General features: G+C 65.1%; 22 protein-coding genes and 1 pseudogene. 13 read left to right on the top strand and 10 right to left on the bottom strand.

What is annotated here, in order from left to right; all coding sequences use genetic code 11:
• Positions 1 to 29 precede the first annotated feature (29 nt).
• The 3 genes from GGD65_RS09110 (at position 30) to sseA (ending at position 2,934) form a co-directional block, all read left to right on the top strand.
• Positions 30 to 1,205: a VWA domain-containing protein gene (locus GGD65_RS09110; protein ID WP_183235074.1), complete on the top strand. Its 1,176-nt coding sequence runs from the start codon at positions 30 to 32 to the stop codon at positions 1,203 to 1,205.
• A gap of 232 nt (positions 1,206 to 1,437) precedes the next feature.
• Positions 1,438 to 1,851, top strand: a complete 414-nt coding sequence (locus tag GGD65_RS09115) for a rhodanese-like domain-containing protein (RefSeq protein ID WP_018318589.1) — start codon at positions 1,438 to 1,440, stop codon at positions 1,849 to 1,851.
• A gap of 225 nt (positions 1,852 to 2,076) precedes the next feature.
• Positions 2,077 to 2,934: a 3-mercaptopyruvate sulfurtransferase gene (gene sseA / locus GGD65_RS09120; RefSeq protein WP_183235075.1), complete on the top strand. Its 858-nt coding sequence runs from the start codon at positions 2,077 to 2,079 to the stop codon at positions 2,932 to 2,934.
• Positions 2,935 to 2,991: 57 nt separating this feature from the next.
• On the opposite strand, the gene GGD65_RS09125 is transcribed toward sseA, so the two are convergent.
• The gene (locus tag GGD65_RS09125) at positions 2,992 to 3,762 is read right to left on the bottom strand and encodes a hypothetical protein (protein WP_183235485.1); all 771 of its coding nucleotides are present in this window, start codon (positions 3,760 to 3,762) and stop codon (positions 2,992 to 2,994) included.
• A gap of 369 nt (positions 3,763 to 4,131) precedes the next feature.
• Between GGD65_RS09125 and GGD65_RS09130 the strand changes: the two genes are divergently transcribed.
• The gene (locus tag GGD65_RS09130) at positions 4,132 to 5,337 is read left to right on the top strand and encodes a L,D-transpeptidase (protein WP_183235486.1); all 1,206 of its coding nucleotides are present in this window, start codon (positions 4,132 to 4,134) and stop codon (positions 5,335 to 5,337) included.
• 75 nt (positions 5,338 to 5,412) lie between these two features.
• On the opposite strand, the gene GGD65_RS09135 is transcribed toward GGD65_RS09130, so the two are convergent.
• Complete coding sequence (locus tag GGD65_RS09135) at positions 5,413 to 6,375, bottom strand: D-2-hydroxyacid dehydrogenase family protein (protein WP_183235076.1); 963 nt, start codon at positions 6,373 to 6,375, stop codon at positions 5,413 to 5,415.
• A 143-nt stretch (positions 6,376 to 6,518) separates the two neighbouring features.
• On the bottom strand, positions 6,519 to 6,734 hold the full coding sequence (locus GGD65_RS09140) for a hypothetical protein (protein ID WP_183235077.1): 216 nt from the start codon (positions 6,732 to 6,734) through the stop codon (positions 6,519 to 6,521).
• Between the two features lie 234 nt (positions 6,735 to 6,968).
• Here GGD65_RS09140 and ettA point away from each other — a divergent pair, with 234 nt between their 5' ends.
• Positions 6,969 to 8,618, top strand: a complete 1,650-nt coding sequence (gene ettA, locus GGD65_RS09145; RefSeq protein WP_018318595.1) for an energy-dependent translational throttle protein EttA — start codon at positions 6,969 to 6,971, stop codon at positions 8,616 to 8,618.
• 7 nt (positions 8,619 to 8,625) lie between these two features.
• A complete protein-coding gene (locus GGD65_RS09150; protein WP_179736279.1) occupies positions 8,626 to 9,852 on the top strand; it encodes a lytic murein transglycosylase in 1,227 nt (408 codons plus the stop codon).
• Between the two features lie 79 nt (positions 9,853 to 9,931).
• Here GGD65_RS09150 and GGD65_RS09155 read toward each other — a convergent pair whose 3' ends face one another.
• Complete coding sequence (locus tag GGD65_RS09155) at positions 9,932 to 10,219, bottom strand: hypothetical protein (protein ID WP_018318597.1); 288 nt, start codon at positions 10,217 to 10,219, stop codon at positions 9,932 to 9,934.
• A gap of 238 nt (positions 10,220 to 10,457) precedes the next feature.
• Positions 10,458 to 10,781: a hypothetical protein gene (locus GGD65_RS09160; protein ID WP_018318599.1), complete on the bottom strand. Its 324-nt coding sequence runs from the start codon at positions 10,779 to 10,781 to the stop codon at positions 10,458 to 10,460.
• A gap of 134 nt (positions 10,782 to 10,915) precedes the next feature.
• Here GGD65_RS09160 and GGD65_RS09165 point away from each other — a divergent pair, with 134 nt between their 5' ends.
• From GGD65_RS09165 to bfr, 3 genes are all read left to right on the top strand, one after another.
• The gene (locus GGD65_RS09165) at positions 10,916 to 11,224 is read left to right on the top strand and encodes a hypothetical protein (RefSeq protein WP_092253565.1); all 309 of its coding nucleotides are present in this window, start codon (positions 10,916 to 10,918) and stop codon (positions 11,222 to 11,224) included.
• A gap of 162 nt (positions 11,225 to 11,386) precedes the next feature.
• Positions 11,387 to 11,659 carry a bacterioferritin-associated ferredoxin gene (locus tag GGD65_RS09170; protein WP_018318601.1) on the top strand — a complete coding sequence of 91 codons (273 nt, stop codon included), beginning with the start codon at positions 11,387 to 11,389 and terminating at the stop codon, positions 11,657 to 11,659.
• Between the two features lie 133 nt (positions 11,660 to 11,792).
• The gene (gene bfr, locus GGD65_RS09175) at positions 11,793 to 12,281 is read left to right on the top strand and encodes a bacterioferritin (protein ID WP_008556076.1); all 489 of its coding nucleotides are present in this window, start codon (positions 11,793 to 11,795) and stop codon (positions 12,279 to 12,281) included.
• 222 nt (positions 12,282 to 12,503) lie between these two features.
• On the opposite strand, the gene GGD65_RS09180 is transcribed toward bfr, so the two are convergent.
• Positions 12,504 to 13,106, bottom strand: a complete 603-nt coding sequence (locus GGD65_RS09180; protein WP_179736275.1) for an MSMEG_1061 family FMN-dependent PPOX-type flavoprotein — start codon at positions 13,104 to 13,106, stop codon at positions 12,504 to 12,506.
• A gap of 75 nt (positions 13,107 to 13,181) precedes the next feature.
• Positions 13,182 to 13,856 (bottom strand): annotated as a pseudogene (locus tag GGD65_RS09185) (alpha/beta fold hydrolase); the annotation flags it as partial.
• Between the two features lie 129 nt (positions 13,857 to 13,985).
• On the opposite strand from GGD65_RS09185, the gene GGD65_RS09190 reads away from it, so the two are divergent.
• Together GGD65_RS09190 and GGD65_RS09195 are read left to right on the top strand one after the other, a co-directional pair.
• Positions 13,986 to 14,252 (top strand): DUF2277 domain-containing protein, encoded by a 267-nt coding sequence (locus GGD65_RS09190; protein WP_183235078.1) that lies wholly within the window; start codon positions 13,986 to 13,988, stop codon positions 14,250 to 14,252.
• 97 nt (positions 14,253 to 14,349) lie between these two features.
• Positions 14,350 to 14,568 carry a hypothetical protein gene (locus GGD65_RS09195; protein WP_183235079.1) on the top strand — a complete coding sequence of 73 codons (219 nt, stop codon included), beginning with the start codon at positions 14,350 to 14,352 and terminating at the stop codon, positions 14,566 to 14,568.
• Positions 14,569 to 14,727: 159 nt separating this feature from the next.
• On the opposite strand, the gene GGD65_RS09200 is transcribed toward GGD65_RS09195, so the two are convergent.
• Positions 14,728 to 15,243: a collagen-like protein gene (locus GGD65_RS09200; RefSeq protein WP_183235080.1), complete on the bottom strand. Its 516-nt coding sequence runs from the start codon at positions 15,241 to 15,243 to the stop codon at positions 14,728 to 14,730.
• Positions 15,244 to 15,400: 157 nt separating this feature from the next.
• Here GGD65_RS09200 and GGD65_RS09205 point away from each other — a divergent pair, with 157 nt between their 5' ends.
• Entirely contained in the window at positions 15,401 to 15,643 is a 243-nt protein-coding gene (locus tag GGD65_RS09205) for a hypothetical protein (protein ID WP_026202046.1), read from the top strand.
• Here GGD65_RS09205 and GGD65_RS09210 read toward each other — a convergent pair.
• Positions 15,640 to 15,888, bottom strand: a complete 249-nt coding sequence (locus tag GGD65_RS09210; RefSeq protein WP_018318607.1) for a helix-turn-helix domain-containing protein — start codon at positions 15,886 to 15,888, stop codon at positions 15,640 to 15,642. The genes GGD65_RS09205 and GGD65_RS09210 overlap by 4 nt on opposite strands.
• A 286-nt stretch (positions 15,889 to 16,174) precedes the next feature.
• Positions 16,175 to 16,942 carry an SDR family NAD(P)-dependent oxidoreductase gene (locus GGD65_RS09215; protein WP_183235081.1) on the bottom strand — a complete coding sequence of 256 codons (768 nt, stop codon included), beginning with the start codon at positions 16,940 to 16,942 and terminating at the stop codon, positions 16,175 to 16,177.
• Positions 16,943 to 17,053: 111 nt separating this feature from the next.
• Here GGD65_RS09215 and GGD65_RS09220 point away from each other — a divergent pair, with 111 nt between their 5' ends.
• Positions 17,054 to 17,551, top strand: coding sequence for a molecular chaperone DnaJ (locus tag GGD65_RS09220; protein WP_018318609.1), 498 nt, complete (start codon positions 17,054 to 17,056; stop codon positions 17,549 to 17,551).
• Positions 17,552 to 17,657: the final 106 nt, after the last annotated feature.

Here is a 17,657-nt window from a genome sequence, read left to right on the forward strand (position 1 = left end):
TCAGCCACCCGACGGGCAATCTGTCACCCATGTTCCTGCAATTCTTCACCTCTCTGCGCGACGCGCAGGTCCCCGTGACGCTGCGCGAATACCTCACGCTGATGGAGGCGCTCGACGCCGATCTGTCGGATTATTCGGTCGAGAATTTCTATTACCTGTCGCGCACCTCGCTGGTGAAGGACGAGCGCAACCTCGACAAGTTCGACCGCGTCTTCGGCACGGTGTTCAAGGGGCTGGAAAACCTGCTCGACGCCATGGAGAAGGCGGAGATCCCCGAGGAGTGGCTGAAGAAGCTCGCCGAGAAATACCTGACCGACGAAGAGAAGAAGCAGATCGAGGTCATGGGCTGGGACAAGCTCATGGAGACCCTGAAGAAGCGCCTCGAGGAGCAGAAGGGCCGCCACCAGGGCGGCTCGAAGTGGATCGGCACCGCCGGCACCTCGCCGTTCGGCGCCCATGGCTACAATCCCGAAGGCGTGCGCATCGGCCAGGAGAAGAACCGCAACAACCGCGCCGTAAAGGTGTGGGACAAGCGCGAGTTCAAGGACCTCGACGGCAATGTCGAGCTCGGCATCCGCAACATCAAGGTGGCGCTGCGCCGTCTGCGCAAATTCGCGCGCACCGGCGCGCCCGATGAGCTCGATCTCGACACCACCATCCGCGAGACCGCCAATCACGGCTATCTCGACGTGCACATGCGCCCCGAGCGGCGCAATGCGGTGAAGCTGCTGGTGTTCTTCGACATCGGCGGCTCCATGGACGCGCATATCGAGCAGGTCGAGGAGCTGTTCTCGGCCGCGAAGAGCGAGTTCAAGCACATGGAGTATTTCTACTTCCACAACTGCCTCTATGAAGGCGTGTGGAAGCAGAACAAGCGCCGCTTCACCGACCGCACCCCGACCTGGGATGTGCTGCACAAATACCCGCACGACTACAAGGTCGTGTTCGTCGGCGACGCCTCGATGAGCCCTTACGAGATCATGGTGCCCGGCGGCTCGGTCGAGCACGTCAACGAGGAGCCGGGCTCGGTCTGGCTCGACCGCATCATCCGCACCTATCCGCATGCGGTGTGGCTGAATCCGGTCGCTCAGAAGCACTGGGACTATTCGGAATCGACCACCATCATCAAACGCATCTTCGCCAACCGGATGTACCCGATCACGATCGAGGGGCTGGAAGGTGCAATGAAGGAATTGACGCACTGATGCGTGAGTGAGCCCGGCTCGATAGGTAACGGGACTGCGCTCCCTCCCCCGCCTGCGGGGGAGGGAGTCTCCACAACGGGATAGTCCCCTAGAGGAGAGAGCCCTCACCCGCATCGCTCGGGACGATGCTTCGCATCGCCCGGCGCGCTGCGACCTCTCCCGCAAGCGGGAGAGGTGACCCCACCTCAGGCAGTTCGCTTGGGGACGATGACGTAACAAGAGGGAGAACCACATGCCCCAAAACATCACCCGAGGCATCAAGGCGCTGATCGACGAGGCCAATGCCGAGATCGAGACGCTCAACGCCAAGGACGCCATCGAGATCTCCAAGAACGGCGATGTCGTCATCGTCGACATCCGCGACCCCCGCGAGATCGAGCGCGACGGCCGCATCCCCGGCGCGTTCGCCTGCACCCGCGGCATGCTCGAATTCTGGATCGATCCGCAGAGCCCCTACGCAAAGCCGGTCTTCCAGGAGGACAAGAAGTTCGTCTTCCACTGCGCCGGGGGACTGCGTTCCGCACTCGCGGCCAAGACTGCGCAGGACATGGGCCTCAAGCCCGTCGCCCACATCGCCGGCGGCTACGCCGCTTGGCGCGATGCCGGCGGGCCGACCGAGCAGTGGGAGCCGAAGAAGAAGGGGTGAGGGGTGCTCCGCTATCTCTCCGGGCTCTGCTGTCATTCCCCGCGAAGGCGGGGAATCCAGTACGCCGCGGCCTCTCGGTTCCATCACAACCGCCTCTGGAATACTGGATCGCCCGTTCCTAGTGCGCAATTGCGCACTGGCCGGGCGATGACAGCGGAGTGCGACGCGCGCTGCTTCAGTCTCGCTCGCGCGGCGCATGCTCCGGAATGACAAGGAAGAAATCGCATGACCATCGCCACCGACCCCCTCGTCTCCACCGAATGGCTCGCCGCCCACATCAACGATGCCAACGTCAAGGTGCTCGACGCCAGCTTCAAGCTGCCGGGCGTGCTGCCGCTGCCGAAGGATGATTATCTCGCCGCACACCTGCCGGGCGCTGCGTTCTTCGACGTCGATGCGGTGTCGGATCATTCCAACCCGCTGCCGCACATGTATCCGAGCGCCGAGCAGTTCGGCCGTGACATCGGCAATCTCGGCATCTCCAACGCCGACACCGTCGTGCTCTACGATGCCGGCGGCTGGGTCGCAGCGCCCCGCGCCTGGTGGATGCTCCTGGCCTTCGGCCATAACAATGTGCGCATCCTCAATGGCGGCTTGAAGAAGTGGCGCGCCGAGGGGCGAGCGGTCGAGAGCGGCGAGGTGAAGCCGAAGCCGGCGACGTTCAAGGCGAGCTACGATCCGAAGCGCGTGCGCAGCATGCAGCAGCTCATCGCCAATGTCGAAAGCAGGAAGGAGCAGGTGATCGACGCCCGCGCCGCCGACCGCTTCGAGGGCCGTGCGCCCGAGCCCCGGGCGGGCATCCGCTCCGGCCACATCCCCGGCGCGCGCAACGTGCCCTACAATCAGCTGTTCGATGCCGCGACCGGCACGATGAAGCCGCTCGAGGATCTGCGCGCCGCCTTTGCGAAGGCCGGCGTCAAGCTCGATGCACCGATCGTGACGAGCTGCGGCTCGGGCGTCTCGGCCGGCGTGCTGACGCTCGCGCTCTATCGCCTGGGGATCACCGACACCGCGCTCTATGACGGCTCGTGGTCGGAATGGGGCCAGGAGGGCGGCCCGGCCATCGCAACCGGGCCGGCGTGAGCGCCACGGTGACGGTGCGCTCCCTCGCCGCAAGCGGGGCGAGGTGAAGCAAGCGCATCACCGCGCGCGCGTGGTCGTCGTCGCAAAGGTCTGCGGCTGACCGAACGGATCGAGCTGCTGCTGCAGCTGCTGAGGCGGCGGACGTCGCACCACGCGGTGTCGCTTCTTGGCCTTCGCCTTGCGCTTGGTCGCCTTGTCGTCGGCCTTGGTATCTGCCTTGCTCTCGGTCTTGGCCTTCGCCGGCGCATCCTTCACGGCCGTCGTCGCCGGCTCGTTCAGAGCGGCCAGCTTGGCCGAGGCGGCATCGAGTGCGGAGGAGGCCAGGGCCGCGCTGGGATCGACCGGCGCCGGCTCGCTGGCGGTCGCGGCAGGCTCGGTCGCGGGGATCGACGCCGTGGCGTCGGCAGCGGTGAGCGTATCGGCGGGCGCTGGCGCTGCGGCCTCCGTCGTCGTCTCCGCCTTGGCCGGTTCGGCGACGGGGACATCAGCCGGAGGTGCCGCGACCTGGGGCTGAGGCTCGGTCTCGGTCGTCAGGGCGGCGACCTGCTCGGGCTCGCTTTCGGGCAGTCCAATGGTCGGCACCCGGTCGCGTAGCGACGGCTCGGGCTCGGCGGTCAGCTCCGGCTCGGCGCGAAGGACCGCGAGCACCGGCTGGGCCGGCTCGGGAGCCTGCGCGAACACCTGCTCCTGCGGGCCGTTCCGCCAGGAGGGGTTGCTGACATACTGCTCATGGCTCGCCCGCAGCAGTGCGGCGGCGCCCAGGCCGAACACCAGGATGGAGACTGACAGCAGGATGGCGGCAAACAGGAAGCGAAAGCCGGGAAGCATCGAGCGGTTGCGAATTTCCGCCCCGGCGGCGAAGAGGCCAGGGCCCAAGAGCCATCTGAACGCGGTGACGGTACTGTTTGCCGCGTTCGCCACGCGGGGATCGGGAGCTCGAATGGGCGGCGAATCAGGCTGATTCGAACATACCGCAACGATTCCGAGCCGTTCCGCAAAAAACGGGGCCCAAGACTCCGGCAATTGACGTCATGAGTTGATTTCCGCCCCGTGATGCAACGGGGCAACGGTAGTCTTGCGGATCACAAATCGGCAGGTCCGGCGCAAATAAGCCTGATATGTCTTGAATGTGCCGCTATCTTCGGCCATCTGGCCGTTAACGGTCCGATCGGGCTTGGGGACTATACAAGAGCGATGATGATCAAACACTTTCTGACGATATGCGCTGCCGCGACAGTCGCTGCGGCGGGAACCTCGCTCGCGCAGGCTCAAAGCTATCCGGTTCAGCAGGCCCCGAGCTATGGCGCCCCGGCCGAATATCGGCCCGGCGACCGCACGCCAAATTTCGACGCGCTGGACGATGACGACGACGCGATGCCGCAGGCATCGCTGCCGCCGCCCGGCCCGGCCGACGATCCGCGCTATGGCCGTCCGGTCGGCGCTCCCCCGGTCTACTCCGCCGCGCCGCCGCAGGGTCCGGTGATGTCGCCGGATGATCCGCGTTATGGCCGTCCGGCTGGCGCTCCGCCGGTCTATTCGGCCCCGCCATCGCAGGGCCCTGTGATGTCGCCCGACGATCCCCGCTACGGCCGGCCCGCCGGTCCGCCGCCGGTGATCTACGCAAATCGCCCGGGTCAAGGTCAGGCCCCCGCCAATGACGGCATGCGTCCGCCGGAAGCCGTTGGTGGTCCCGCCGCGACCGGTACGGTCCAGGCCGGCCAGCCGCCCGTCGGCACCGATGGAAGACCGATGACGATGGCCGCGCTGCCGCCCGAGGAGCAGCCCGATGCTGCGCCGGTGCAGCTGCCGCAGAACCTGCGCCGCCAGGAGGTCGCGTTCCAGACCAAGGAGCCCGCAGGCACCCTCGTGGTCGATACCCCCAACACCTATCTCTATTACGTGCTCGGCAATGGCCGCGCGATCCGCTACGGCGTCCGCGTCGGCCGCGACGGCTTCACCTGGACCGGCGTGCAGAAGATCACCCGCAAGGCCGAGTGGCCGGACTGGCATCCGCCGACCGAGATGATCGAGCGCCAGCCTTATCTGCCGCGCTTCATGGCCGGCGGCCCCGGCAATCCGCTCGGCGCCCGCGCGATGTATCTCGGCTCGACCGTCTACCGCATCCACGGCACCAACCAGCCCTCGACCATCGGCAAGTTCGTCTCGTCCGGCTGCATCGGCATGTTGAACGAGGACGTCTCCGACCTGTTCGATCGCGTCAAGGTCGGCACCCGCGTGGTGGTGATGCCCGGTGGCCCGCCGCCGGGAACGGCGACGGCGTCCGCTGCGCCGGCGCCCGGTCCTGCCGCCGGTCCGGCTCCGATGGCCGCCCAGGCTGGTCCGGTCCCCGGCACCCAGCCGACGGTCGTGCCGCCGCTGCCCGCACCGGTCACCGTGCGCTAAGCGCGCCGCGAATATTCAGATTGCAAAAGGGCGTGCCATCGGCACGCCCTTTGTCATTCAGGCGAGCTTGGTCATTCAGGCCAGCTTGCGCGGCAGCTCGCTGCCTTTGGTGAAGGCAGTGATCGCCTCGACCATCTGGCCGTAATGGATGCGCAGGCCGTCCTCGGTGGCGTAGCCGAGATGCGGCGTCAGCACGAGGTTGTCGAGCTTGCGGAAGGGATGGTCGACCGGCAGCGGCTCGACCGAAAACACGTCGATGCCGGCGCCCGCGATCTTGCGCTGCTGCAAGGCCTCGAGCAGCGCCTGCTCGTCCACGATCGGCCCGCGCGCGGTGTTGACGAGGAAGGCCGTCGGCTTCATCCGCGCGAGATCTGCAGCGCCGACCAAACCACGCGAGCGCTCGCTGAGCACCACGTGGATGGTGACGACGTCGGCCTTGGCGAACAGCTCCTCCTTGGTAGCGTAGCCGACGCCGGCGGCCGCGCATTTCTCCGGCGTGAGGTTCGGGCTCCAGGCGATCACGTTCATGCCGAACGCCTTGGCGATCCCGGCCATCCTGCTGCCGAGCTTGCCGAGCCCGACAATGCCGAGCGTCATGCCCTCGATCTCGACGCCGGCAAAGGTCTGCCAGGGCTCGCCGGCATGCATGCGCGCGTTCTCGCGGCCGATGCCGCGGGTCAGCTCCAGGATCAGGCCCATGGTCAGCGGTGCCGTGGGATCGCGCGAATATTGCGTGCCGCCGACGGTGACGCCGCGCGCCTTTGCGGCTTCCGTGTCGATCGCGGCGTTGCGCATGCCTGACGTGAGCAGCAGCTTCAGCTTCGGCAAGCTCTCGAACAGGCTCTTCGGGAAGGCCGTCCGCTCGCGCATCGCGCAGATGATCTCGAAATCAGCCAGCGCGCTGGCTGCTGCCTGCTCGGAGGCAAAGGGATGGCTGAACACGGTGACGTCGAGGCGGTCGGACAGTTTCTGCCAGTCGGCGACGTCGAGCGCGAGGTTGAAATAGTCGTCGAGAATTGCACAGCGCAGCCGGCTCATCAGCGTTCATCCGGGGCCAGAGTTGATGGCGAGAGGTGAGGGCGCTGGGCGAGCGCCGCCGTCGGAATCAGGCCATGGTTGCGCGCAATCAGGACGGCGCGCAAGCCGCTTGCGTCTTCAAAAGTCCGATAGGAAGGAGGCGCTCAGAGATCCCTGGGCTTGAGCCGGAACGGCGCATCCATGCCGTGCTTGGCGCGCCAGGCGGGACCAGGGCCACGCATGTAGTGCAGTTCGGGCCGGTAGGGATTGAAGGCGGTGGCGAAGAAGCGCTTCCAGAACCCTGTGACCTCCGAGACGAGCCCGGAGACGTGGCCGGCTTCTGCCGGAACAGGAAGTGAGTTGGTCTCGATCAGAGCCATGATGCGGCCTCGCTGTGCTCCCGTTCGTTCTGAGCGGGTGGCGCTGTTTCCGCGCGAAACCGAGCTTTCGGCCTGATTTATTAAAAGATGGTTTCAATTGTCCGGATCGGTGGCCGGATGGTGTCCGTCCCGTATTCATCCGTGGTGAACGGACGGAAAACATTGCCCTTTGGGGGCGGGATCGTTACATCGGCGGCGAAGCAAATTTCCTCAAATCGAAGGTTTTCGGGACCTATGGCGCGCCAGTTCATCTATTTCATGCAGGGCCTGACCAAGAGCTACCCGACCCGGAAGGTGCTCGATAACATCCATCTGTCGTTCTACCCGGACGCCAAGATCGGCGTGCTCGGCGTCAACGGCTCGGGCAAGTCGACGCTGCTCAAGATCATGGCTGGCCTCGACAAGGAGTATAACGGCGAGGCTTGGGTCGCGCAGGGCGCCCGTGTCGGCTATCTCGAGCAGGAGCCGCATCTCGATCCGGCACTGAGCGTGCGCGAGAACGTCATGCTGGGCGTCGCCAAGCAGAAGGCCATCCTCGATCGCTACAACGAGCTGGCGATGAACTACTCCGAGGAAACCGCCGACGAGATGACCAAGCTGCAGGACGAGATCGAGGCCCAGGGCCTCTGGGATCTCGACAGCAAGGTCGACCAGGCCATGGACGCGCTGCGCTGCCCGCCTGACGATGCCGACGTCACCAAGCTCTCGGGCGGCGAGCGCCGCCGCGTGGCGCTGTGCAAGCTGCTGCTCGACCAGCCCGATCTGCTGCTGCTGGACGAGCCGACCAACCATCTCGACGCGGAGTCGGTGTCGTGGCTGGAAGGGCATTTGCGCAACTATCCCGGCGCGATCCTGATCGTCACCCACGATCGCTACTTCCTCGACAACGTCACGAGCTGGATTCTCGAGCTCGATCGCGGCAAGGGAATTCCCTACGAGGGCAATTACTCGTCCTGGCTGGTGCAGAAGCAGAAGCGGCTGGAGCAGGAAGGACGCGAAGACGCCGCGCACCAGAAGACGATTGCCCGCGAGCAGGAATGGGTCGCGTCCTCGCCGAAGGCGCGCCAGGCCAAGTCCAAGGCGCGCTATCAGCGCTACGAGGAGCTACTCAAGCAGGCGAGCGAGAAGCAGACCCAGACCGCGCAGATCATCATTCCCGTCGCCGAGCGGCTCGGTGCCAATGTGGTCGATTTCGAAGGCCTCAGCAAAGGCTATGGCGATCGCCTGTTGATCGACGATCTCACCTTCAAGCTGCCGCCGGGCGGCATTGTCGGCGTGATCGGTGCCAACGGCGCCGGCAAGACCACGCTGTTCAAGATGATCACCAAGCAGGAGACCCCGGACAAGGGCACGATCACGGTCGGCGAGACCGTGCATCTCGGCTATGTCGACCAGTCGCGCGACGCGCTCGACGGTAGCAAGAACGTGTGGGAGGAGATCTCCGGCGGCAACGAGCTGATCTTGCTCGGCAAGAAGGAAGTGAACTCGCGCGGCTATTGCTCGTCCTTCAACTTCAAGGGCGCGGACCAGCAGAAGAAGGTCGGCGCGCTCTCCGGCGGCGAACGCAACCGTGTGCATCTCGCCAAGATGCTGAAGTCCGGCGCCAACGTGCTGCTGCTCGACGAACCGACCAACGATCTCGACGTCGACACGCTGCGCGCGCTCGAAGAGGCGCTGGAGGATTTTGCCGGCTGCGCCGTCATCATCAGCCATGATCGCTGGTTCCTCGACCGTATCGCGACCCACATCCTGGCCTTCGAAGGCGACAGCCACGTCGAATGGTTCGAAGGCAACTTCCAGGATTACGAGAAGGACAAGATGCGCCGGCTCGGCCAGGACAGCATCATTCCGCACCGCGTGAAGTACAAGAAGCTGACGCGGTGATTTCGGCATGATGCGGCGGGCGCTCATCGCTGCGGTGATCGTGGTCACCTGCGGCTGGACGTCCGCGCGCGCCGCCGATGCCGCCTTCACCCAGTTCATCGCCTCGCTGTGGCCGGAGGCGCAGGCAGAAGGCGTCTCGCGCAAGACGTTCGACGAGCAGACGCGCGGGCTCGAGCCCGACTACAAGCTGCCCGATCTGATCCTGCCCGGACGGCCCGCGCTGGGTGCGCCGTCGCAGGCCGAGTTCGTGCAGGTGCCGGCCGATTACGTCAAGGAAGCCTCGATCGCGCGGCTTGCGGGCGAGGGGCAGCGGCTGCTGCAGAAATATCGCGCCTCGCTGAGCGAGATCGAGAAGAAGTCAGGCGTGCCGGCAACCGTGATGCTCGCGATCTGGGGCCGCGAGACCGATTACGGCCGCTACACGCTGCCGTATGATCTCGTTCGCGTGCTGGCGACGCAGGCCTATGTCGGGCGCCGCAAGGAGCAATACCGCACCGAGTTCATCCTCGCGCTGAAGATCCTCGGCGAAGGCGTGGTGACGCGCAAGGACATGCGCTCGTCCTGGGCGGGCGCCACCGGGCTGACGCAGTTCCTGCCGTCCGAATATTACAAGCACGGCGTCGATTTCGACGGCGACGGCCGCATCGACATCTGGCATTCGGTGCCGGACGCGCTGGCCTCGGCCGCGCAGCAACTCGTCAACAAGGGCTGGCAGGGCGGTGTGCGCTGGGCATACGAGGTGCAAGCACCCGCGAAGGTCGATTGCACCACCGGCGTGCCCGAGGTGACGAAGCCGCTCGGCCAGTGGTTGCGCGAAGGTTTTGTGCCGGTGCGCGGGCAGAAGCTGAGTGCCGCAGAGCAGGCGCAGCCGGCCTCGCTGCTGCAGCCGGAAGGCATCTATGGCCCATCGTTCCTGACGACGAAGAACTACTTCGTCATCAAGGAATACAATTTCTCCGATCTCTACGTGCTGTTCGTCGGCCACCTTGCCGACCGCATGACGAGCCCGGTGCCGTTCGCAACGCCATGGGCGGCCTCGAAGCAATTGCGCACCAGGGATGTCGAGACCATGCAGCGTGGGCTCACGCGCGTCGGGCTCTACAAGGACAAGATCGACGGCAAGGCCGGCATGCAGACGCGCGCCGCGCTCGGTGCCTATCAGAAGTCGGCGGGTCTCAAGGTCGATTGCTGGCCGAGCGAAGAGGTGCTGCGCTCGATCCAGGCGGCGCGATAGCGCGCGACCAAAGAAAAAGCCCGGCCGAGGTCTCGGCCGGGCTTCGATCGCGGCGCTCACGAGCGCCGGTGCGATCAGATCAGTAGCAGACGCGAACCGGGCGAACGACCCAGCCGTAACCGTCCCAATAACGCTGACGCTGCCAGTAGCAGGGCGGGGGCGGCGGGCCGGGCTCGGCGACGTAAACGGGGCCGCCATAGGCCGGACGGCTCGACGCGATGGCGCCGCCGACGATCGCGCCACCAATCAGGCCGGCCGCAATGCCGGCGCCGATGCTGCCGTCATGCGCCTTGGCGGACGGAGCGGCAGTCACCAGCGAACCGGCGATCGTCGCAACCGTGAGGGCGGCAACAAGAGTCTTCTTCATGCTCAGGGCTCTCCTGGGAGATGGGTTCCTCTTGTTAGAGGCGCCCGGGTTTCAAAGGTTCACGCACACGCTGATGGAATTGGCCGTGCAGCTAGGAAGCGCGCAATTGGTCAACCCACGGTAAACGCACACGGAGCTGTGACGAGAAAAAGCGGTCTTTTTCAGGCCCGGAGATGAACGGCGCACCCGTAGTGAACCGGCCAGCGAAGCAGTCGCGATGGACCGGGTTCGAGTCGCTTCAGCCGCAGACTCTGACGCGGCGGGCGCGCCAGGCATAGCCGTCCCAGAAGCGCTGCTTCTGCCAGACGCAGCCGCCGCCGTAATAGTCGTCAGAGACATAGCCCGGACCCGGCGCATAGTAACGGGGCGGGTAATAGCCGGGTTCGTAATAGCCGGGGCCAGGTCCGTAGTAATACGGAGAGGCCAGCGCGCCGCCGACAATGGCGCCGCCGATGATGCCGGCCGCCACGCCTGCCGCGACGCCGCGCTGGGCATGGGCCGGGGATCCGGCCGCAACGGCCAGGGAGGCGACGGCGGCGACCGTCAGGAGCAGCTTCTTCATTGGCTTGACCTTTCGTACGAACACGCGGGAACCCTTTGGGGCCAGAGTTCCATACTTCGCTTGAATGATCAATGAACGGCACCTTGGGGGCGGGCGACCAATTGATATGGACCGTAGGCCCGGCCAGGGAGGCGATGATGGGCAACGCGATGATCAATGCATTGATTGCGGCCGGGGTCGTGTCCGCGATCGGTTACGGCTGGATCACCCATCTTCAGAACCGCGGCCAGCGGCGCTCCCGCGCCGGGGCGGGCGGCGACGGCAGCAGCAGCGGCGACACCTATTCGGGCAGCAATAACGGCTTCTCGCTGGGAAGCTGGTTTTCCAGCGACAGTTCGGGCAGCCCGGCCGACGGCGGCAGCTGTTCCAGCAGCGATAGCGGCAGCAGTGGCGGCGATTGCGGTGGCGGCGGTGACGGTGGGGGAGGCGGTGGCGGCGATTAGGATCCGCTCCAATCTTGATCCAGCGCAACCCTGAAATTTAGGGCCGTTCTAGGCTGCTTTTGGGCCAGTTTGGAATAGCTTCAAATACCGCTTTTTCCTTTTGCATCCGGCGGGCCCGTTAAATATCGATGATGCCGCATCACCGAAGGGCCTGCCGCTTCCATGATCGTTTGTTCCTGTAACGTGCTGAGCGATGACGACATCCGCGCCGCCGTCGCCGAGTCCGACGACGCCGTGCGCCATGCCAAGCAGGTCTATGGATGCCTCGGCTGTAGCGCCGAATGCGGCCGCTGCGCCCGGACGATCAAGACCATCATCGACGAAGCTCTCGGCCCTTGCGCCCAGTCCTGCTGTGCCGGCTGCCCGCACAACCACACCGTGGCTGCCAATGACGAGGCGGCCGAGCCCGCCCAGTTTGCCCTCGCGGCCTGCTGAAAGCCTTCGCCAGCTCAGCTGAGCTTTTCCCCGGCTGCGCCGCCGTAGCCAGTTGCCCTCATTCGTAAACTGACTTAGAAGCATTCTAAATTCGGTTTTGGGCCGATTTGGACTGCAAGAGCTGGAGTGAACCATGCAGGGCGACGCAAAAGTCATCGACTATCTCAACAAGGCACTGCGTCACGAACTGACTGCGATCAACCAGTACTGGCTGCACTACCGCTTCCTCGACAATTGGGGCCTCCTCGACATGGCCAAGGTCTGGCGCAAGGAGTCCATCGAGGAGATGGAGCACGCCGACAAGCTCACCGCGCGCATCCTGTTCTTTGACGGCTTTCCGAACATGCAGGTGCTCGATCCCCTGCGCATCGGCCAGAACGTCAAGGAGATCATCGAGTGCGACCTCGCTGCCGAGATGAGCGCGCGTGCGCTCTACCAGGAAGCGGCGACCTACTGCCACGGCGCCAAGGACTACGTCACGCGTGACCTGTTCGAGAAGCTGATGAGCGACGAGGAGCATCACATCGACTTCCTCGAAACCCAGCTCGACCTGATCGGCCGCATCGGCCTTGAGCTCTACACCCAGAAGCACGTCGGCGGGCTCGAGGGCGAGGGGCATTAAGCTCGGGCGTCGCTGCGTACTCGGTGTCGTCCCGGCGAAGGCCGGGACCCATACCGCGTGATCTATCTGGATGCGCCGGTATGAGCACCGGGGCACGAGTTCTTCACTGTTAGTCTTCGCAAAACCACTCCCTGTGGTTATCGCGACGAGCGCAAGCGCTCGCGCGGAGGTCCCGGATCTGCGCTGCGCTTGTCCGGGACGACACCGTGATTGTCGTCCCAACTACAACTGCGTCTTGTAAATCTCTTCCACAGTTTCCTGGCTCGCCGGTTCGCCGAGGCCAGTCTGGTCGTGAATGACCGTGACGATGCTGGGCATCACCGAGCGCTGCACTTTCTCTGGCGACCACAGCTTCGAGCGCATCAGCGCCTTGCCGCAATGGAAATAGACTTCGCTCACAGCGACGTTCAGCACCGCCCGCGGCGGCTTGCCGAATTCGACCATCGCGGCGAGCAGATCCGGATCGGCCGACAGCGTGCCGCGTCCGCCGACGCGTAGCGTTTCGTCAATCCCGGGCACGAAGAACAACAGGTGCACGAAGCCCGAGCCTTCGACGACGTTGCGAAAACTGTCGATCCGGTTGTTGCCGGAGCGGTCAGGCATCAGCAATTGGTTGGGACCGGCGACGTGGACAAAGCCGGTGCCGCCGCCGCGTGGCGAGGCATCGACGCTGCCGTCCGCGCCCGACGTCGCGAGTACGCAGAACGGCGACATCTCGATGAACTTCTTCGCATGCGCATCGATCGCGGGCCGCGCTTTCGCGATCACGCGCGGGCTCGGCTTGGCATAGATGGTGGCGAGGTCTTCGGCGCAAAGATCGGTCAACGGCATGCCTCCGCTTCAGCTTGGCGGCAAGCTAGCCGATCGGGCCGCCTCCAGCCAATGGAATCGATAAAGACGCATGCCGTAGGCGGTGATGGCATATTTCATCATGCGCGGCTGGCTGGTGTAATTGCCGCCATTGTAGTCCGGGTCGTTGCGGATGGTGTCGAGCATGATCCGCCGCAGCATCCAGTTGCGCGACGCCATCTCGGTCGGCTGCGAGGCCATCGGGATCAGTGCGTCCATCGCGTTCGGATATTTCGCGCCCCACAGCCAGCTGTGCATGCCGCCCATCGAATTGCCGATGACGAGCCGCAGATGCTTGACGCCGAGGCCCTCCGTCACCAGGCGATGCTGCGCCTCGACCATGTCGTCGTAATCGTATTTCGGGAAGCTCGTCTTCATCCCGTCGGAGGGCTTCGACGATTTGCCATGACCGATGCCGTCGGGAAGGATGATGTAGTATTTGGAGGCGTCGAGCGGTTGCCCCGCGCCGAACAGCTCGCCGGCGAAGGCGGGTGACAGCATGCTTGCGCCCGAGCCGCCCGTGCCGTGCAGCACCAGCACCGGTTGGCCCGAGGGCTCGCCGATTGTGGTGTAGTGCAGCTTCAGCTCCGGCATGGTCTCGCCGGTGTGGAACTTGAAATCCCTGGCGATCCAGTCGCCCTGCTTCGGTGCCGGATAATCCGCGGCCAGGCCCGGTATTGAAAAGGACAGCAGGGCAGCCGACAGCGCGGCGCAGGAAGCCTTCATGCTTTTCTCCCCATTGCGGCTCATGGTCGGCGGCCGCGTTGCGGCGGGACTTAGCAGAAATGCACAGAAGGATGTAGGATTTCGGCTCCGCCGATCGTCTTCAAGGAAACATCCGGAAGAGGCCCCTGCATGTGCCGCAACATCAAGACGCTGTTCAACTTCGAGCCACCGGCGACGGAGGATGAGATCCATGCCAGCGCGCTTCAGTTCGTGCGAAAACTGTCCGGCTTCAACAAGCCGTCGCAGGCCAACGAGGCGGCGTTCGACCGCGCAGTGGCGGAGGTCTCGCAGGCCGCGCGAAATCTCCTGACCTCGCTGCACACCCATGCGCCGGCGCGGGACCGTGAGGTCGAGGCGGAAAGGGCCAGGGAGCGCTTGCGGCTGCGCTTCGGTTAGTGGCCTCGAGTAATCGTTCCGTGATCTGGCTCACGGTACGGGGGCGTCTCCTCCTGCAATGATGTGTGCCGGGGTTTTGACAGCCGGAGCACGACCCATGAGCCGCCCCCTTCTTCCTCTGAAAGCAGGTGCCATCGTCCTCACGCTATTATGGACCGCGTGGATGATGTGGTGGAGCGGCTCGTTCTCGAGCGCGAACGTGATCATCCTGGCCCTGTGCGGCGCAGCGGTGGGCTATCTCTGGTATCGCGCCATGCGCTGGCAATTCGAGCGCATGGGCATGCTGCCGCGCAAGGATGATTCATCGGTTTCCTAAACCGAGGCTCGTGTCCCGGACGCGGCGCAGTGCGTCAGCGCTGCGACGCAGAGCCGTGACCCAGAAAATCGCGAGAAAAGCTCTTGGTCAGATGGGCGCCGGCCCAGCAGCGCGTCACTGCGTGCTGCGCTGCGTCGGGGCACGGGCGCGCCACTAATCCTAGTGACCGTGCTTCTTCTTTTTCTTCTTTTTCTTGTGCGCGTCGCCTTCGCTGTCGTCGCTCGCGTCGTCGACGATGGCCTCATCGGGCTCCTGCACGGCGGCCTCCAGCGCCTCGCGTTCGGCGGCGTCGCGCTCGCGCTGGCGGCGGCGCTCGTCCCAGGCGTCGAACAGTTGCTCGAGCCACGGCAGCAGCTGTTCGATCGAGGGCAATTGACCGGCAGGCCCAGCCTCGCCGCGCGGGCCTTGCGGTCCCGCCGGCCCTTGTGGTCCGGCAGGCCCCTGCGCGCCGGCGGCCCCACGCGGGCCGGCCTCACCCTGCTTGCCTTGCGGACCGGGCTTGCCCTGAGGTCCCGCCTTTCCGAGCGGCCCCGGCTTGCCCTGCGGTCCCGGCTTGCCGCGCGCGCCGTCGGGACCGCGCCTGCCGGGATGACCCTGCGGTCCCGGCCGTCCCGGTTCACCCTGCCGTCCGCGCGGCCCTTGAGATCCCTGCCGTCGTCCCTGATCGTCTGCCACGCCACTGCTCCCCATGATCGGAAGCAAGCTACTTAGCGGCGTTTGACGACAGCAGCAATTCCGCCGGGACAGCTCAGAACGCTTGATCAACATCAATCGGCGGCACGCGCCGCTGTGTCATCGATCGTGCGGCCAGAACTGTTGCGAGGAGCGACCGATGCGCGCAGCGTGGAAAATCCTCTGCCTGTTCGCTGTCGTCCTTGCGGCGGCGCTTGGCCTCGCTCACCAGCTGGTACCCGACGTCGTGCCGGTCGCATTCGCCGAGGAGCCGCAGCCGTCATGGGCTGTCATGACGGCCTTCTTCCTCCGCGCGATCGAGATGATCGCAGCCTCGGTCGTGATGATCGCGCTCGCGGTCATCATCGGCGGACTGATCCAGCGGTGCGTCCTCGGACGCTAATCCTGATAGGCGGGCACCTCGATGCCGGACGCGGCATAGAGCTTGATCTTGTTGCGCAGCGTACGCACCGACAGGCCGAGCACGCGCGACGCGCGTGTGCGGTTGCCGTCGCAGCGCGCAAGCGTCTGAAGCACGAGCTCGCGCTCGACCTCGTCGACGGTGGCGCCGATCAGAAGCGGAACGATCTGGTTAGGAGCAAGGAATTGCGCGCCCGACTCGGACGCGGCGACATGAACAGTGGTCATCAACACACCTCCCGATCAACGCCCGCTGCCATCTTTGGAAGCGGATCGAGAACCAACGACCCCCAAGCCGTAGATCCACGGTGGGCGGGTTTGGTTAATGAAAGGTTAATCGCGGACGATCGCACCAATTGACCTCAGGAATGCCGCTAAGCCGCCGCGATTTGCGCCAGATGCATCGTGATGCGGGACTATCTCCTCCACACACGCGGTGTCATCGTCCGGTCCAGTGGCGCAATTGCCTACAAGGCGGACGATGATCTCGTGCTTCGGGATAGTGAGTCGCGCCTCACACCGTCCGATAGCCGCCGTCCACCATCACGATCGTTCCCGTGACATAGGCCGACAGATCCGACGCGAGGAAGATCGCGGGCCCGACGATATCCTCGGGCTTGCCGGTGCGCGCCAGCGGGGTGTGGTCGACGAAGGCCTGCACCAGCGCCGGATTGGTCGCGCGCACATTGGCGTTGATGTTGGTCTCGATGAAGCCGGGGCCGATCGCGTTGACGCGCACGCCCTCCTTGCCGAGCTCGACCGCGAGCGCCTTGGTAAAGCCGAGCACGCCGTGTTTCGAGGTCGTGTAAGCCGCCGAGCTTGGCGTGCGCAGATGCACGAAGGACTGGATCGAGCCGATATTGACGATGCGGCCTTTGCTCGCGCGCAAGGGTGCAAGGAAGGCCTGCGTCATGTTGAAGACGCCGTTGAGATTGAGCGAGATGATGTCGTTCCAGTCCTTCGCCACCGTCTCGGTCTCCGCGGTGAAGGCGTTGCGGCGGGTGATGCCGGCATTGTTGACGAGGATCGAGACCTGCCCGACCTCGCCCGCGACCTGCTTGGCGAGCGCCAAACAGTCCTCGCGCCTGACAACGTCGAGCGCAAAACTCTCGGCCCTGCCGCCCGCTTTGCGGATCTCCTGGGCGGCCTCCGCGACCGTGTCGGCATTGACGTCGAGCAGCACCACTTGCGCGCCCTCGCGGGCGTAGCCGGCGGCGATGGCGTGGCCGATGCCGGAACCGGCGCCCGTGACGACGGCGATGTGGTTTGCGAGCAATGCCATTACATTTTCCTCCCGATTTCGTTTCGAAGTTTCACGAAACGCTAACTCGAAATTAAGGGGTCGGAAACGGCAGCCTTGGCATACTGATATTCATTGCTAAACGTTGCGCGCATGATGGAACGGCTCGACTCCCGGCTCGACTCCTGGAAACCCGCCCTCGAACGCCTGCGGTCGGCGCAATCGGCCGATTGGGCCGAGGCGGGCCGGCTCGTGGCCGAGATCGCGCGGATGAGCAGCGATGCCACGCTGCGACAGGCCGCCGAGCAGGCGCTTCCGGTGCTGCGCCAGGCGGTCGACAATGACGATCACGGCGTCACGCTGGCGGCCCAGCGCCGCATCGGCGTCGTTCTCGAAGTCGTTCATGATCTGACCGCGCCGCGCTTCGGCCGCCGCAACGCCATGCCGAAACAGCTGTCCAGCGAGGATCGCGCCCGCAAGATGCTTGGTCTGCCGCTCGCGGTGCAGCTCACCTGCGAGGACATCAACCAGGCCTATCGCCGCGCCGCCAAGGGCATGCATCCCGACCACGGCGGCAGTGCGCAAGCCTTCATCGACCTCGCCGCCGCGCGCGACGTCCTGATCCATCCCGGCGCGCATAAGGATGCGTGAGCGGGCTTGACGATATCTCGTAGGGTGGGCAAAGGCGCGAAGCGCCGTGCCCACCATTTGCCCGTTGTTGAAAGGCGTGGGCACGGCGCGCGAAGTCCGCGCCTTT

Source organism: Bradyrhizobium sp. CIR18, assembly GCF_014198295.1.
Classification (GTDB): domain Bacteria; phylum Pseudomonadota; class Alphaproteobacteria; order Rhizobiales; family Xanthobacteraceae; genus Bradyrhizobium.

Excerpts from the sequence above, each read along its gene's own strand:
- GGD65_RS09135 (WP_183235076.1), bottom strand. The coding sequence starts at position 6,375 with ATGAGCCGGCTGCGCTGTGCAATTCTCGACGACTATTTCAACCTCGCG.
- GGD65_RS09215 (WP_183235081.1), bottom strand. The coding sequence starts at position 16,942 with ATGGCATTGCTCGCAAACCACATCGCCGTCGTCACGGGCGCCGGTTCC.
- GGD65_RS09170 (WP_018318601.1), top strand. The coding sequence starts at position 11,387 with ATGATCGTTTGTTCCTGTAACGTGCTGAGCGATGACGACATCCGCGCC.
- sseA (WP_183235075.1), top strand. The coding sequence starts at position 2,077 with ATGACCATCGCCACCGACCCCCTCGTCTCCACCGAATGGCTCGCCGCC.
- GGD65_RS09190 (WP_183235078.1), top strand. The coding sequence starts at position 13,986 with ATGTGCCGCAACATCAAGACGCTGTTCAACTTCGAGCCACCGGCGACG.
- GGD65_RS09130 (WP_183235486.1), top strand. The coding sequence starts at position 4,132 with ATGATCAAACACTTTCTGACGATATGCGCTGCCGCGACAGTCGCTGCG.
- GGD65_RS09210 (WP_018318607.1), bottom strand. The coding sequence starts at position 15,888 with ATGACCACTGTTCATGTCGCCGCGTCCGAGTCGGGCGCGCAATTCCTT.
- GGD65_RS09160 (WP_018318599.1), bottom strand. The coding sequence starts at position 10,781 with ATGAAGAAGCTGCTCCTGACGGTCGCCGCCGTCGCCTCCCTGGCCGTT.
- GGD65_RS09195 (WP_183235079.1), top strand. The coding sequence starts at position 14,350 with ATGAGCCGCCCCCTTCTTCCTCTGAAAGCAGGTGCCATCGTCCTCACG.
- GGD65_RS09150 (WP_179736279.1), top strand. The coding sequence starts at position 8,626 with ATGATGCGGCGGGCGCTCATCGCTGCGGTGATCGTGGTCACCTGCGGC.
- GGD65_RS09140 (WP_183235077.1), bottom strand. The coding sequence starts at position 6,734 with ATGGCTCTGATCGAGACCAACTCACTTCCTGTTCCGGCAGAAGCCGGC.
- bfr (WP_008556076.1), top strand. The coding sequence starts at position 11,793 with ATGCAGGGCGACGCAAAAGTCATCGACTATCTCAACAAGGCACTGCGT.
- GGD65_RS09110 (WP_183235074.1), top strand. The coding sequence starts at position 30 with ATGTTCCTGCAATTCTTCACCTCTCTGCGCGACGCGCAGGTCCCCGTG.
- GGD65_RS09115 (WP_018318589.1), top strand. The coding sequence starts at position 1,438 with ATGCCCCAAAACATCACCCGAGGCATCAAGGCGCTGATCGACGAGGCC.
- GGD65_RS09205 (WP_026202046.1), top strand. The coding sequence starts at position 15,401 with ATGCGCGCAGCGTGGAAAATCCTCTGCCTGTTCGCTGTCGTCCTTGCG.
- GGD65_RS09220 (WP_018318609.1), top strand. The coding sequence starts at position 17,054 with ATGATGGAACGGCTCGACTCCCGGCTCGACTCCTGGAAACCCGCCCTC.
- GGD65_RS09125 (WP_183235485.1), bottom strand. The coding sequence starts at position 3,762 with ATGCTTCCCGGCTTTCGCTTCCTGTTTGCCGCCATCCTGCTGTCAGTC.
- GGD65_RS09155 (WP_018318597.1), bottom strand. The coding sequence starts at position 10,219 with ATGAAGAAGACTCTTGTTGCCGCCCTCACGGTTGCGACGATCGCCGGT.
- GGD65_RS09165 (WP_092253565.1), top strand. The coding sequence starts at position 10,916 with ATGATGGGCAACGCGATGATCAATGCATTGATTGCGGCCGGGGTCGTG.
- ettA (WP_018318595.1), top strand. The coding sequence starts at position 6,969 with ATGGCGCGCCAGTTCATCTATTTCATGCAGGGCCTGACCAAGAGCTAC.